This is a genomic window from Erwinia endophytica, from assembly GCF_009295515.1.
GTDB classification, from domain to species: domain Bacteria; phylum Pseudomonadota; class Gammaproteobacteria; order Enterobacterales; family Enterobacteriaceae; genus Erwinia; species Erwinia endophytica.
Map to the genome: position 1 here is coordinate 21,341 of NZ_RQVV01000001.1, position 14,067 is coordinate 35,407.

13 protein-coding genes and 5 pseudogenes are annotated in these 14,067 nt (G+C 45.1%); 8 read left to right on the forward strand and 10 right to left on the reverse strand.

All coding sequences use genetic code 11. The features are described 5' to 3' along the window. Positions 1-348 precede the first annotated feature (348 nt). Positions 349-2,016, forward strand: a complete 1,668-nt coding sequence (treA, locus tag EH228_RS00105; RefSeq protein WP_152319676.1) for an alpha,alpha-trehalase TreA — start codon at positions 349-351, stop codon at positions 2,014-2,016. A gap of 72 nt (positions 2,017-2,088) precedes the next feature. On the opposite strand, the gene EH228_RS00110 is transcribed toward treA, so the two are convergent. Continuing rightward, on the reverse strand, positions 2,089-2,337 hold the full coding sequence (locus EH228_RS00110; RefSeq protein WP_152319677.1) for a GlsB/YeaQ/YmgE family stress response membrane protein: 249 nt from the start codon (positions 2,335-2,337) through the stop codon (positions 2,089-2,091). A 144-nt stretch (positions 2,338-2,481) separates the two neighbouring features. Then, on the reverse strand, positions 2,482-3,144 hold the full coding sequence (locus tag EH228_RS00115) for a transglycosylase SLT domain-containing protein (RefSeq protein WP_420841434.1): 663 nt from the start codon (positions 3,142-3,144) through the stop codon (positions 2,482-2,484). 280 nt (positions 3,145-3,424) lie between these two features. Between EH228_RS00115 and ldcA the strand changes: the two genes are divergently transcribed. Then, positions 3,425-4,357, forward strand: a complete 933-nt coding sequence (gene ldcA / locus EH228_RS00120; protein WP_152319678.1) for a muramoyltetrapeptide carboxypeptidase — start codon at positions 3,425-3,427, stop codon at positions 4,355-4,357. A gap of 167 nt (positions 4,358-4,524) precedes the next feature. Here the strand turns inward: ldcA and EH228_RS00125 are convergent, their stop codons facing one another. Then, entirely contained in the window at positions 4,525-4,725 is a 201-nt protein-coding gene (locus EH228_RS00125; RefSeq protein ID WP_152319679.1) for a hypothetical protein, read from the reverse strand. A gap of 385 nt (positions 4,726-5,110) precedes the next feature. On the opposite strand from EH228_RS00125, the gene EH228_RS20090 reads away from it, so the two are divergent. After that, complete coding sequence (locus EH228_RS20090) at positions 5,111-5,248, forward strand: hypothetical protein (RefSeq protein ID WP_193323241.1); 138 nt, start codon at positions 5,111-5,113, stop codon at positions 5,246-5,248. A gap of 326 nt (positions 5,249-5,574) precedes the next feature. Here EH228_RS20090 and EH228_RS00130 read toward each other — a convergent pair whose 3' ends face one another. Beyond that, positions 5,575-6,675: a glycosyltransferase family 9 protein gene (locus EH228_RS00130; RefSeq protein WP_240116198.1), complete on the reverse strand. Its 1,101-nt coding sequence runs from the start codon at positions 6,673-6,675 to the stop codon at positions 5,575-5,577. 747 nt (positions 6,676-7,422) lie between these two features. Here EH228_RS00130 and EH228_RS00135 point away from each other — a divergent pair. Further along, positions 7,423-7,572, forward strand: coding sequence for a YmiA family putative membrane protein (locus tag EH228_RS00135; RefSeq protein ID WP_152319680.1), 150 nt, complete (start codon positions 7,423-7,425; stop codon positions 7,570-7,572). 908 nt (positions 7,573-8,480) lie between these two features. Here EH228_RS00135 and EH228_RS20345 read toward each other — a convergent pair. Next, a pseudogene (locus EH228_RS20345) lies at positions 8,481-8,651 on the reverse strand (NADP-dependent isocitrate dehydrogenase); the annotation flags it as partial. 226 nt (positions 8,652-8,877) lie between these two features. Between EH228_RS20345 and EH228_RS00145 the strand changes: the two are divergent. Genes EH228_RS00145 through EH228_RS00155 form a run of 3 tightly spaced genes read left to right on the forward strand, consistent with a single transcriptional unit; the run spans position 8,878 to position 11,673 of the window. Beyond that, entirely contained in the window at positions 8,878-9,237 is a 360-nt protein-coding gene (locus EH228_RS00145; RefSeq protein WP_152319682.1) for a GtrA family protein, read from the forward strand. Further along, positions 9,234-10,160: a glycosyltransferase family 2 protein gene (locus EH228_RS00150; RefSeq protein WP_152319683.1), complete on the forward strand. Its 927-nt coding sequence runs from the start codon at positions 9,234-9,236 to the stop codon at positions 10,158-10,160. Before EH228_RS00145 ends, EH228_RS00150 begins: the two co-directional genes overlap by 4 nt. Beyond that, positions 10,153-11,673, forward strand: a complete 1,521-nt coding sequence (locus EH228_RS00155; RefSeq protein WP_152319684.1) for a hypothetical protein — start codon at positions 10,153-10,155, stop codon at positions 11,671-11,673. The genes EH228_RS00150 and EH228_RS00155 overlap by 8 nt, the downstream gene beginning before the upstream one ends. A 49-nt stretch (positions 11,674-11,722) precedes the next feature. Here EH228_RS00155 and EH228_RS00160 read toward each other — a convergent pair. The 3 genes and pseudogenes from EH228_RS00160 to EH228_RS00170 all read right to left on the reverse strand — a co-directional run. Further along, a pseudogene (locus EH228_RS00160) lies at positions 11,723-12,061 on the reverse strand (tail fiber assembly protein); the annotation flags it as partial. Between the two features lie 94 nt (positions 12,062-12,155). Then, positions 12,156-12,512 carry a gp53-like domain-containing protein gene (locus tag EH228_RS00165; protein ID WP_152319686.1) on the reverse strand — a complete coding sequence of 119 codons (357 nt, stop codon included), beginning with the start codon at positions 12,510-12,512 and terminating at the stop codon, positions 12,156-12,158. Beyond that, a complete protein-coding gene (locus EH228_RS00170; protein WP_152319687.1) occupies positions 12,513-12,905 on the reverse strand; it encodes a hypothetical protein in 393 nt (130 codons plus the stop codon). A 284-nt stretch (positions 12,906-13,189) separates the two neighbouring features. Here EH228_RS00170 and EH228_RS00175 point away from each other — a divergent pair. Further along, positions 13,190-13,348, forward strand: a pseudogene (locus EH228_RS00175) (IS5 family transposase); the annotation flags it as partial. Between the two features lie 11 nt (positions 13,349-13,359). Here EH228_RS00175 and EH228_RS20095 read toward each other — a convergent pair. Together EH228_RS20095 and EH228_RS00180 are read right to left on the reverse strand one after the other, a co-directional pair. Continuing rightward, positions 13,360-13,768: pseudogene (locus EH228_RS20095) on the reverse strand (phage tail protein); the annotation flags it as partial. Positions 13,769-13,820: 52 nt separating this feature from the next. Next, positions 13,821-14,067: pseudogene (locus tag EH228_RS00180) on the reverse strand (integrase core domain-containing protein); the annotation flags it as partial.

Here is a 14,067-nt window from a genome sequence, read left to right on the forward strand (position 1 = left end):
GCGAATCAGAACGTTGCCAGTCACCCACTCCGCACGTTCCTGGCTGAATATTTGCAATGCCCGTGCCATTTTTTAAATAACTAGTTAATTAATTACTGAACAAGACGTTGCCTGCTATTGCATTTTTCTGTATCGAGAAACAGCGGTTAAATGATCACCACAACGGTGCAATATGCCGCATTTTCTGGTGCAGCGTAGATCAGCAGGCAAACCGTTTATCCGCCATCAAAAACCCTGACGGCTTCACATTTCCTGGTCGTTCCACGGACACTTGACGGAATCTCGTCTAAAGTTTGTTTCAACGTCAATCGGTTACGGATCACCGGATCCAGACATGGAGAACTAGCAATGCAAAGTGTCGCAAAACGTCAATGGAAAACCATTCTGGCATTCCCCCTGTTGGTCGCTACGCTAAGTCCGTTAAATACAGTCAAAGCCGCCGAACCACAGCAGCACATGCTGAGTGATGCGCCACAGCCGCCCGATATTCGCTTAGGGCCATTGTTCCATGCCGTTCAGGCGGCAAAAATTTTCCCTGACCAAAAAACCTTTGCGGATGCCATTCCCAAAAGTGACCCCAGCTCAATCCTCGCTGACTGGCAAATGCAGAAAACTCAGCGCAATTTCGATCTGCGTTACTTTGTGACGACCAACTTCATCCTGCCAGCCAACCGTGAAAAATATGTACCGCCCGCCGGACAAAGCCTGCGTGACCACATTGACAGTCTGTGGCCGGTACTCACCCGTAGCGCCATCCAAACCAATCAGTGGGATTCATTGTTGGCGTTGCCAAAACCCTATGTGGTGCCTGGCGGCCGCTTTCGCGAGGTGTATTACTGGGATAGCTATTTCACCATGCTCGGTCTGGCCGAAAGCGGCCACTGGGATCTCGTGCAAAATATGGTCGAGAATTTCGCCTCATTGCTGGATCAATATGGCCACATCCCTAACGGTAACCGTAGCTACTATCTGAGTCGGTCCCAGCCGCCATTCTTCAGCATGATGGTTGATCTGCTGGCGCAGCATCAAGGCGACAGCGTCTACACCAGGTATCTGACTGAAATGAAAAAAGAATATGATTACTGGATGGCTGATGCCGACAAGCTCAAACCAGGCGAAGCCAGCCAACGTGTCGTGAAACTGCACGATGGCGCCCTGCTTAACCGCTACTGGGATTCACGTGATGTTCCACGCACTGAATCGTATATGGATGATATCGCTACCGCGCAAAAAGCGGCCGCGCGCACTCACCGCGAGTTGTACCGTGACCTGCGGGCCGGTGCGGCTTCAGGCTGGGATTTCAGCTCACGCTGGTTCGCCACACCAGGTGATATTTCCACTATCCAGACCACCCGCATTATCCCGGTCGATCTCAACTCGCTGATGTTCCATCTGGAGCAGACCCTCGCCCACGCTAACCAGTTAGCAAAAAACACCGAAGCCAGCCAACGTTTCGAGCATCTGGCGCAGCAACGTCAGGAGGCAATCAACCACTACCTGTGGGATAACCAACATGGCTGGTATGCCGATTATGACTGGCAGAAAGCTGCTGTTCGTCCCCAACTGACCGCGGCAGCCCTGTTTCCTCTTTATTTGCAAGTGGCAACGGACGAACAAGCCGCCAAAACAGCGACAGCGGTACAGACTCAGTTGGTGAAAGAAGGCGGGCTGGTGACCACGACCCAACACAATGGCCAACAATGGGATGCGCCCAATGGGTGGGCGCCGCTGCAGTGGGCTGCTGTCGAAGGCCTTAACCATTACGGTAAACAAGCGCTGGCGAAGGACATTGCCTTGCGCTTCCTGAAAAATGTGCAAACCACCTACGATAAGGAACACAAGTTGGTAGAAAAATATGTGGTTGAGGGACTGGGCGGCGGCGGCGGCGGCGGCGGCGAATATCCTCTGCAGGATGGTTTTGGCTGGACCAATGGCGTGACACTTAAACTGCTGGATCTTTACTGTCCGAAAAACATCACCTGCAATAACGTCAGTGATATCACCCAAGATCAATAATATACCGGCAGTGTTCAGATGCGTGCAAAAAAGGGAGACCATGAGGCCTCCCTTCTCTTTATTCCAGGAGTATCAACTTTTGATTTTGCGGTAAATCCACAACACCACAATGGCGCCAATCACTGCGACCACAAAGCTGCTAAAGTTAAAACCATCTACCTTACCATGACCAAACAGAGTGCTGATCCAGCCCCCGACTACCGCACCAACAATCCCCAGGATAATGGTAATTATCAACCCACCGCCATCACGGCCCGGCATAATCCATTTAGCAATAATTCCAGCGATTAGACCGAAAATGATCCAGAACAAAACACCCATTTACTGCTCCTGTATTTTCTACTGTTAAGACAGCTATAGTATAGGTCAGAATTCTAACCCCGTGATTTAAAGCCAAACTTTTTTAAAAAAAAGCCTAAAAAGCGGACGACAATACAGAGAAAACTGGGCAGACAATGGTTTAAATCAACTCATTGACGATGATCCCATAGAGCGGTAAGCCGTGTTGACTTTCCAGAGATAACGCGAAGCCTGGGCTGCCGGATGCTTATTCTGGACGTACTGATAAAACGCTTCCGGAGTCATTGAATTGATCATGGCAATCGCCCGATCCCGATCACGCGAGAAGATCCTTAGCAACGCGCCCGCGCCATTGGCATAAGCAACAATTGTCGCATAGCGCAATGTCTCCGGGTTACGAATGCCTGCCAGCGACTGCTCCTGCAATATTTTCAAGTACGCCGTGCCAATATCAATGTTCTTTACTGGATCACGTAACTCAGAACTGGTTGGTTGGCCATGCCGTCCCTGCACCCGATACACTTCACGTCCCGCTGTAGAGGCTTTAATCTGCATCAATCCAATAGCATTCGACTTGCTGACCACGGTGGGATTACCGCCTGACTCAACCATAATTATTGCATCAACCAGTTTCGGGTCGATGCCATAATTATGGGCCGCATTTTCGGTAAACAGCGACCAGCCCTGCGCCTCTTTTTCTTCTGGCTCCTCTGGAACCTGGGGGAGCAGAAACCTCTGCTGCTGGATAACAGTCTGTTTAGGGGGTTCACTGGCACACCCCGCCAGCATCAGCACACCCAATATGACCACTGATTTCACGCTTCTCACGCTATATTTTTCCTCCGAGCCTTCGCCTCGCGCTTATGATAACTGCCATCGGCCAACAGAAAATTACCGTAACTCCGAATTTCTACTGTCAGACGGTGACTTCAGACCGACTTTTCGTCATTATCAGCCGTATTAGATCGCCAGTGACGTAAAATGGTTCATCTGCACTGCGTAAAAATCACACAATTTGCAGCAAAAGGCGAATTTTTTTATCCCTGAGCATCTGAAGGTTGTTGAAAAGCAGCCATTCCTGTGCTGCATTGAAGGTAAAGTGAAGATTATGTCAGTGACTCCCCGTTCTTTCCATCTGATTGCGCCTTCTGGCTATTGTCATAACCAACAAGCGGCACAACGGGCCGTTGGACGACTGCAAAACCAGGGACATGTGGTCGAAAACACAGCAGTGATTTCGCGCCGCGAGCAGCGTTTCGCCGGCAATGATGCCGAGCGCCTGGCGGACTTACATCAGTTGATCCAACCTGACTGCCAGGCGGATATTGTGCTGGTCGTACGCGGCGGCTACGGCGCAACTCGCCTGCTCCCCCATTTTGATGCAACCGCTCTGGCTGCCCGTTTGGCGACACATCCTCTGGCCATTTGCGGCCACAGCGACTTTACGGCAATACAACTGGCTTTACTGCAGCAAGGTGCCATTACCTTCAGCGGCCCGATGCTGGCAGGCAACTTTGGCGCAGAAACGTTATCTGATTTCACTGTTGATAACTTTTGGCGCGCGCTGACGTCGCCTGAATTGACTATTGAATGGCAGGCTGAGCGGCAAATACCGCAAATTGCTGTCTCTGGCACTGTATGGGGCGGTAATCTGGCCATGCTCTGTTCGTTGATTGGTACGCCCTGGATGCCGCAAATTGAAGATGGCATTCTGGTGATCGAGGATGTGAACGAGCATCCATTCCGCGTGGAAAGAATGCTATTGCAACTGGCACAGACGGGCGTACTGACCCGACAGAAGGCCATTGTAACTGGGAGTTTTACGGGGGCAACATTGACGGATTATGATCATGGCTACGACTTCGACAGTGTCTGGGACTTGATTCATCAACTCACCGGTCTGCCGCTGGTCAGTGGACTGAAATTTGGCCATCACTGGCATACTGTCACATTGCCGCTGGGCGCTCAGGGGCATTTGCAGGTTAATGGCACCCACAGCACACTAACGCTCTCAGGGCATCCGACACTGCCAGCGGTTTGAAGGATAAAGGATATCGTCTGCGCGACATGAATAAGACGTGATGGTGTTTACCGGTACGAACTCTCTCACATCTGCAATCAGTTCTTGCCTGCCAGTGTCGCGTTTTGAGTGAAGCCACTGGGCAAAGGTGAATAAATCCTTTTTAGATCCAGGCGTCTGCTGAGGTGCTATTCTTTCGCTCGCTGGGCTATTTCGGCATACAGCAGCTCATAAACCCGGGCCGCATGGGCTGAACTGTCCTTCAACATCTTGATCGCCTCTTCCAGCGATTGCGGTTCAATCTGCCCCACAATACGCCAACCCAGCGCGATATTTTTCGCTTCTTCCAGTCGATCGGGCTGATGTTCTTCAAACGCAGCGTCTGACACTAAATTTTCCTCATTTGAGTTTGGGCCCTATTCTACGGCCCCCCTGGTCATCTCAACCTTTGATTTTTCCAGCAAGAGCGTTTTGACGTTTTTTGGTGAAAAAGCGCCTTTAGCGCCTAAAAACAGACCTCTGGCTCCAATATATCCTAAATAATTTGATCTGCGACACAAAAATGCCTGGGCACTCTTGCACAACGATGGCGCGCCCCTCACCGGGATGAACAGTCAGAGCACATCACATGATCAGCAAGCAAACCTACTGGCACGACACAATCAGTTTCCACTCTTTCCCATCATCCGCCAGTAATTGACAATAATCACCTATTGAACGAAAACGCTTTCCCACTGATACTGTTAAGCTAAAGTTTGCTATTGAGGACAAAAAATGAGACGTAACCTGATCTATTTACTGTTTCTGTTGATGGCGATAGCAATTCTGCTTACGGTAGCAAACTCTGTACCCTTGAAACTGAAGATTGAAGCGTGGATCTATAACGTTGCTTTATTTATTCTTAATCGCTGAATGTTATAACGTATACAAGTGCATTCCTTATATGAATATAGATCATGTCGGCCAGATAATCTGTTTGTAGAAACAGGAATTTAAAAATAATCCCTGAGGAAAATACATTAAAATCACATTGTCGCTTTACGTTAAAGTGTATCGCTGTAATAGATCCAGTATTTAATTTCATCAAAAACCGTTAACCTTCGTGGTTAACGGTTCCTTGTTATTTCATTCCGGGTAAAATGCTAACCCGTTATAAAAAAAGCATTCAGCAATCACTTCACTGAATGCTTTTTCGAAGTTCGCTTATTTTTCACATATCAATGGATATGATTTTAATTTTATTTAAATGCCATCGCCTCTATCGCGGACATGACTTCTTGAGCAGTAATAACAACCACAGGCTGATGAGCAAACGCGGAAGGAACCTCACGCTCACCGGGTAACACTCTGATAACAGTATGTAAGCCTGGATCTTGCAGAGGTCCAGTATGCTCCGGATTTGCGGTAACAAACAAGCTCACTGTAGGGACCTGCAATGCAACGGCTATATGCAGCGGTCCGGTATCACCTGTGACCAGAACGTCAAATTCAGCAATTTTTTCGACCAGTTCCTTGAGATTTAAATCGCCCACATAACACGTAATATGATTACACTCATCATCGGTCATATCAGCCAAAAAAGCATCAGCTAAATGAGCTTCTTTAGGAGACCCAATAAGAGCAATTCGATATTGTCGTCCGGAAGAAAATAATAATCTTGCCAATTCTTGAAAACGGTGAATTGGCCAACATCTTAATAACTCTGACGCCCCCAACTGAAAAGCAACCACTATTTCAGTTGTTTCTTTGGTCTTGTTATTTTTGCGACCAATCGGTATGGACATTGAAACATCATCTTTATCACACCCCAGAAGACTCACCAATGAAAGTTTTCGCTCAATTAAATGGCCATCAAATTCAGGCCCGGAAATAGCGGTCACCCAAGATTTTAAACTGATATCCTTATCGTTGTAGCTATCTTTCAAAATATATTGGCAGCCAGATAAAGACACACAAAGCACATCATAAGGGCTTTTAGAATGAAGTAATATTGCTAATTCAGGCTTATTCTTTCGGAGTTGACGAATTAACCCGGGTAAACTCGCCACCTTTTGATCCCAATAAATGACATCTGAGAACCACGGACTCTCTTCAACCAGTGACTTATTTTTATGGCTGGAGACCAATACTATTTTTGCTTTTGGATAGCGTTTTTGAACAGAACGTATTGCTGGTGTGTTAAAAAGAAAATCACCGAGAGCGGTAGTTGAAAAAACCACAATACTCTCGAAATCCAAATCCCTGATCCTAATATGGTTATTCTCTTTACCTTTTCTGAAGCGTTTACATATAGAAATGACGCATTTTGACAGAATCATTTTAAAACTATTGCCAGCCATGTTTTCATCTTCAACTTATCAGCCGATCTTAAAAAAGTACCCCGAACATACCTTTCGAGTACTAAGCTGGGATCGATAATAACACAACCTATCATTCGCTGTTCCTGATAGTCGCTAACTTTGGAGAAACACCATCTGCCCCCGGCAGAGAAACCGTAAAAAAAACAAAAACATGATAAATATCAATTTATTATCTTGTCGTCAACCGGTGATGTCGCATGCTATGGGCCCCTCAGCAGCAGCGTTGACTGACGCTATCTCGGCTCATTGCTGATCATCAGATGACAGCCATTATGCATTGCTATACCACCGTCAGTACCGCTTGCCATGAACTGTAGAACGAAGGGGCGCCATCCGACGAATGAGGTGCAGATATCTATCGGGCCTGGTGCTTTAAGCCGGGGTTATACAGGCTTACTTATGCTTTCAGAGACGGTGGCAAAAACCTCGTATCATTGATCCAGCCCGGTCAGCCCCGTAGCCACACCTTGCCCGTACCGGAGAATCGACGGATGAATATTTAGACATCTACGCCAGGCCTTTCCCCCTGGGTTTCTAACCTCAACGGGCAATTTTTTGATTTTTATCAAAATACCAGCATATTCCCACTCAACGCATTACTCACAATCCATCTTTCTCTGGTTGTTTACTTTTCGTTCAGAAGCGATGGTTTATGTTGTGTACAAATTCAGAGGCCATCTGCTCTGTACGAAAGAACACACTACACGTCTAAATGGCAGAACCACTATGAAAAACATCGCAATACAATCAAAAAATATTATCCGTTATAACGGCACCAGCCATACCAAACGGAAAGCCTGGTTAATGGTTATCGCCGGTTCTGGACTGACATGGGCAATAATAGCGCTGATGGTATGGGTAATCTATTTCCTGTAGCAGGCTATAATTTAAATCTTTCCAGTATTACTGGAAAGACAGGGGGATTTTCAATACATATTTTTAATATGACATCCCCATGCCTCTACACCGGGATATTGTGCTTAACTATGTCATCAGCGCTATTTTACCCAGCGATTTTCACGTCTGTATTAAATCTAATTTAAACAAAATGGTTGATTTTTTCACTATCGAATAACGCTGTAGTAAGCGATGGTCTTGACGCGCAGGGTGATAGTCGCGTGAAAATGATTTAACTCAACATTGCCGTAATGGAATTCCACGGGTTGATCTACAAATGCCTTCAGCCTGCCGGTACGGCAGTGAACAGAACACGAATCCCTCCACGCTTTTTTTGATTTTTCTAAGCTGCCTGTACGGCAGTGAACGTTCCGGGGTGAGTAAGAGCCACATTGTGGATTTTCTAAGCTGCCTGTACGGCAGTGAACGCAAACTCTCACGCACGGACTGTAGATGTCGTTTTCTAAGCTGCCTGTACGGCAGTGAACTGTTCGCGGCTCAATCCGGCGTGTTCCATCAGTTTCTAAGCTGCCTGTACGGCAGTGAACAGGACTAAAAATAACATATTCTGCTGTATTTTCTATAAAAAAATACCCTTCTTCATCAAATACCCTTTTTCCAACAGCATTCTAACATCACAATAAAATCAAATGGTTAGAGTGGCCCCAAAAAAAAGGGTTAAAAATAAGGTTTTCAAATGGCGATGCACTGTTACTGGGTAAGATCAAGCAGAGCGTTGCCATGATGGTCGAGGTGAAGGATGAAAGATTATCGGGAGGTAAAATAATGTGGTCATATTATGTCCTACTTTGCAGAAAAGTTGGTTTTCAGACAGGAATAAAAACGAGAACATATCCCCCTAAACATCCTCTGCAATATGCAACGTACATATTCTTGATGGCAGCACAACTAACCAATTGATATTTAATAAACTTAGCGCCATCCATCAGACGTTCAAAGTCATAGGTTACGGTCTTGGCGGCAATAGCCCCTTCCATTCCTTTAACAATCAGGCCAGCGACTTCGAACCAGCCCATATGACGCAGCAGTATACTTGCGATCTCATGTTAACAATATGAATAATATAATTATTCTAGTGAATACGATTCATTTTAATGACGTAAATCCGCCACATGTAACCGCTTGAACAACAGTTGCTTAGTGTCAGTTTTGGGGAAGGGTTTGAATTTATTTTCCAGTCCCATCAAACTATCTCCTACATTGTTGCCCATGAATCGTTTATGAGGAGAAGTTCACTTTGTCCAAGGTAAAATCGACATTTTCATGCTAAAGCTCTTCGTTAGGTACTCATCAATTGGCGTGATCAATACGCTCGTGCACTGGCTGGTATTTGTAGTGTTTTACTTACAAGGTGCCAGTCAGTTGATCGCAAATCTGGCTGCTTTTTGCGTTGCCGTAACCTTCTCATTTTTTTTCAACGCACGCTGGACATTCAATACCGAACCAACGACCATTCGCTATGTCCTTTATGTATTTTTTATGGGTTCCGTTGCGGCCGGAGTTGGCAGGTTGGCCGACCACGCACATTTTGCCCCATTGATTACTCTAATAACCTTCTCCTTAACCAGCCTGATATCAGGCTTTTTTTATTCCAATTTCATTGTTTTTAGGGTGAAAAAATGAAAATTAGTCTGGTTGTTCCCGTTTTCAATGAAGAAGACGCAATACCCATATTCTACCGAACAGCAAGGGAAAAGCTTTCCCTCTACAATCTCGAAATTATTTTTGTCAATGACGGCAGTACCGATGCCACGGAGCAGATTATCAACTCGCTGGCAAAGGCTGATCCTTCCGTCAAACCAGTAAATTTTGTCCGTAATTTTGGAAAGGAACCCGCCCTATTGGCAGGGCTGGAACATGCAACGGGTGATGCTGTTATCCCGATAGATGTCGATCTTCAGGACCCCATTGATACCATTCCCTTACTGATAAACAAATGGCAGGAAGGTTGGCCTGTGGTGCTGGCAAAACGCAGTGACAGAAGCAGTGACAGTCACTTTAAACGTAAAACAGCGGCATGGTTTTACAGGCTACATAATAAAATCAGTACACCCCGGATTGAGGAAAATGTCGGTGATTTCCGTCTTCTTTCCCGCGAGACAGTCGATAACATCAAGTTACTTCAGGAACGGAACCTGTTCATGAAAGGTATCCTCAGTTGGGTAGAAGGCGAGGCTACCGTAGTGGAATATACCCGCTCGGAACGTTCTGTTGGTCAGACTAAATTCAATGGCTGGAAGCTCTGGAATCTGGCGCTGGAAGGTCTTACCAGCTTTTCTACATTTCCGCTCAGAGTCTGGACCTATCTCGGTCTGAGAGTCGCCGTTCTTTCTTTCCTATACGGAGCATGGATGATTATTGATAAACTGGTATGGGGGAATCCGGTGGCGGGTTATCCATCTATACTGGTGTCAATACTTTTTCTCGGCGGTGTACAACTGATTGGGATAGGAGTGCTGGGTGAGTATATTGGCCGAATTTATATTGAGACCAAGCAAAGACCTCGATATTTAGTTAAGAGACCAAAAGGACTAAGTGATGTTTAAAATAAATTCAAAAAAAGCGATAATTTTCCTGTTATTATTAATTGCGTGTTTAATATCCTCTTATGTTTTGACGGCGAGATACTTTCCTGTAGAACCAGACGCAGCAAACAGCCCTCTGGTCTGGAGGGCATTTCTTACAGAGGGATTTTCCGCTTTTAAAGATTGGGCACCTACACCTGATAATTGGTACTTCACTACATACCCAATGAATTTCTTTTTTTTCGCTTTAATGGGTAATGATGGGAAAATACCTTTAATCCTATCCACTTCTATCTTCATCGGTTTAACATCTTTTATACTATCCTCCGTTATCTATTCAATAAACAAAAGCTGGGCCTCACTCATTGTATTAACCAGCCTTCTTTTATTTCCTGCTTACGTTTATACCTTTGGGTTCGCTGCGCACCCTTTTTCACACTATTCCACGAACTTCTTTGGGGTGTTAACCTTTGGGCTGGCTTTCTGTAATTTAAATAAAAAATCACCATTAGTGGCAATAATATGTACCATTATTGCTATTTTTGCATCAGCTTCCGATCCCTGGTTTCTGGCAACGTATTTTCTTCCTTTACTTTTAACACATTTGTTTTTCACATGGAAAAAAGAAATTCCAATAAAAATCTCTATAGTTTTTCTAGTGGGTTTCATTATAAGCATGACTCACTTATTACCTAAAATGCTGGGCTTGCCTATTCAGCGATTTAAAATCATGCCATATGAGCAATGGTGGGTAAATGCCGAGTGGACTGTCCAGGTATTAGGTAAGAGTATGAACTTATTCTTCACCCAAAGTCCTATCGCCTATACAACCTCTTTCTTAGTATGGTCTGTCATATACTTATATTCGCTCATAACTTGCTTAGATAAAGGAAAAAAATCACTTTTTATTTGTCTGTTTAGTTTTCTCACAGTTTCCGGAATAATCTCATCATTCATTATCAGCTATGATTCACCTGCTGACATAAGTGCGAGGTTTTTTGTAAATGCTGTTTGTTTTATAATACTTTTGACAGCACTGAGACTTTCATTCTCAAAAAAACACCTTATCGCCGTTGCATTTCCCTTATACATAGCATCATCTATCTATTCTTATCATATGAATGAAACTCCGTTATACAACCAAGAAGAACAAACATATGATTTTATTGCCTTCCTGAAAAAAAACAATCTCAGTTTTGGTTATGGTGACTACTGGAGGTTTTCTAATACTGTTAATTGGCTGTCATTAGGGGAAATACATATTTCTCCTGTTTTATTTGATGAAAACACACACCGCATTAAGTTTAACAAGCCTCGACTTCAAACCATGAAGTCATGGTTAACTGATAATTATGCGAAAGATGCTCCAATTCGTCAGTTTGTAGCAATTCCAGCAATTGAAAGCGCAGTACCAGATTCACCAGACAATTTAAAAATTGAGGCATTACGAAATCAGCTTGGTAACCCTGATGAAACCTTCATCTTTCAGGGAATGACAATATTTACCTATAACCACAAGATATCATTGAACTAATTTTTACATGCTATGTATACCAATAAAAAGGCATACGTAGCATTTTTTACTATATTGGCTTTTCGGGCCACGCAATCGCTTCATAGCTCAGTTCATCAACTGTGCTGGTAAAATCTAGCTCTTTCAACTTTTGAATATAAACCATCCATTTAATCAAGTGGCCCTTATTATTATCACTGATCATGTCAAGCTGGAGTTCTGTGCGCCAATCTTCAATTATACTGTTGGCTTCGGCCAGTAAGATCTGACTCTGAGACTCTGCTCGTTCTTGCCAATTGACAACAGGTTCGGTCAAAACTGGCCCACCATTGTCGTCTGCTATAATAATGTTACCATCATTCCTACCCTGCATTAGTTCATTGTATTCTGACTGTGTTATTTCAACAGCATCGGCAGGCCAGCCTGAATCAGATTAAACATAAGGATATTTTATGCTCCTCTGAAAAAAACATTATTTCTTGCACTATAGAAAATCTTCATATTCAATATCCAATTGCAATCCAACGATAACCAATTGCGCCTCCCGTGGTTTTTGCAGTAAATTGACTGTTATTTTCAGGTTCCAGATAAACTACACTACCTAGATTAATATTGGTACCAAGCGTTCCCAAAATCGCGACGCATGTATTGGGAAAGGCGATATTAAAATTATGTACTTCAACATTTGATGAACTATTCGATCCGCCCCTCATCTGAATAATCATTCCTGTCACATTATCCTTCCTCCATCCCCCGCCAAGGTTTGCAGAAGAAGGAGGGTTATTAGGACTGTAAACACGCTGACTCATTTCATTAAGGGTATTTCCGGTATTCAACGAACCAGCACCAGTAATATCCACTCACCCAAGTTCTTTTGTATTATCGCCATTAACGGTACGAAATATGAAGCCACCAAGTCCACTGCCTGCATTGCATATAAGGTCAGATTCCCCCCTCCCTGATTGCTCATTCCATGCTATATAAATTCCCTGAGATCCAGCGCCAAGAGAATGATTATTGACAAAGAGTCCTGGCGTTGTAATCCCTTTACTGCCTACTGTTCCACCCTCAGCTGGAAATGCCCCACACTGCCCTGCTGTTGGTGGAAATCTCTCGCAAAATACCTTCCCTAACGAACTTTCATCTACCTGAACAATCAGCTTTGAACCATCCCAGCCCAGGTAAACCTTATTCGTCGCTATTCCTGTGCCGCCGCCCTGTTGCACCGCACCAACATCGTCGGCCGTAAGCAAAACATTTCCATTGGCATCTGCTCCTGTACTGTTAACTGCTAACTGCTAACTGCTAACTGCTCTCACTTTTCCAAAATAAGCCGCGATGGGGTTAATAACATTGAAAAAAACTTTTGACTGCTCAAGCAGGCAACAAATTGGGACGCCCGCTACTAAATAGCTTCGCAAAATAGTAGATCACTTAAAGGGAACTCAGCCCGGATTGTGCGATCTGATCAATCGCCAAAAAGAAACAAACCACCAACCGGACTGAGCGATGCCGATCATAGCAGCTATCCCCGATGAAGAACGATTACAGAAAACGCAATGTCGTGGAACGTTGTTTTGCGATACTAAAAGAAAATCGTCGTATTGCAACACGCTCAGAAAAAACAGCAAGAAACTACCTGAGTATGCTAAAACTGGGAGCTGTCAGGCTGTTTTTAAAGCGGTTGTTAAGTTAAGGGACACACCCTAAATCACCAGAATCAAGCGCAGCTTTATTACCCTTATACAGCTGGGAAAGTGCCGGGAACCCTATTCCCCATCGTCAGCTGTAAGGTACTTGCGCCCGTGTTGTTCTGCGACGGGTAAACGACGATTGGCGTTTTTAACACCCAATCCACAGAGCTGTTCAGAAAGAACGCCGATGGCAGTTCAAGGGTCAGTGCGTGCGCTGAACCACCAGCGGTGCCTGACGTGTAATAACCACTCTGGATGTGCGCTATTTGTGGAAAGCCATTTTCTGATCCGCGAGTCGCAAAGTTGGCGATCACATCCTTCAGAGACCATCCTTTTGCCGCAGTACCCTCCTGCCCGTGAATAACGGTCAGGTTATCGCCGCTAACCGAGATAAGATGGCAAATCTCGAAAGCGGTTTCACCCGCATTTGTTTGAACCGCCCCGGTTTTCCGGGAGAGTGTTTTGTCTGTGAACTCAGGCTGCCAGATCACTGCTCCCGATGGAAGCGTAACAGGCTTTTTCCGCTTCGGCGGGGGGATATGGCCGAGACGTTCCAGAAGCCTGCGATTGTTGTACCAGTCCACCCATGCCAGCATAGCCAGCTCCACTTCGCCGCGGGTCTTCCAACTCTTACGGTGTATCACCTTCGCTTTGTAAAACCCGTTGATGCTCTCCGCCATCGCGTTATCGTATGTGTCACCTGTGCTGCCCGTTGACGCCA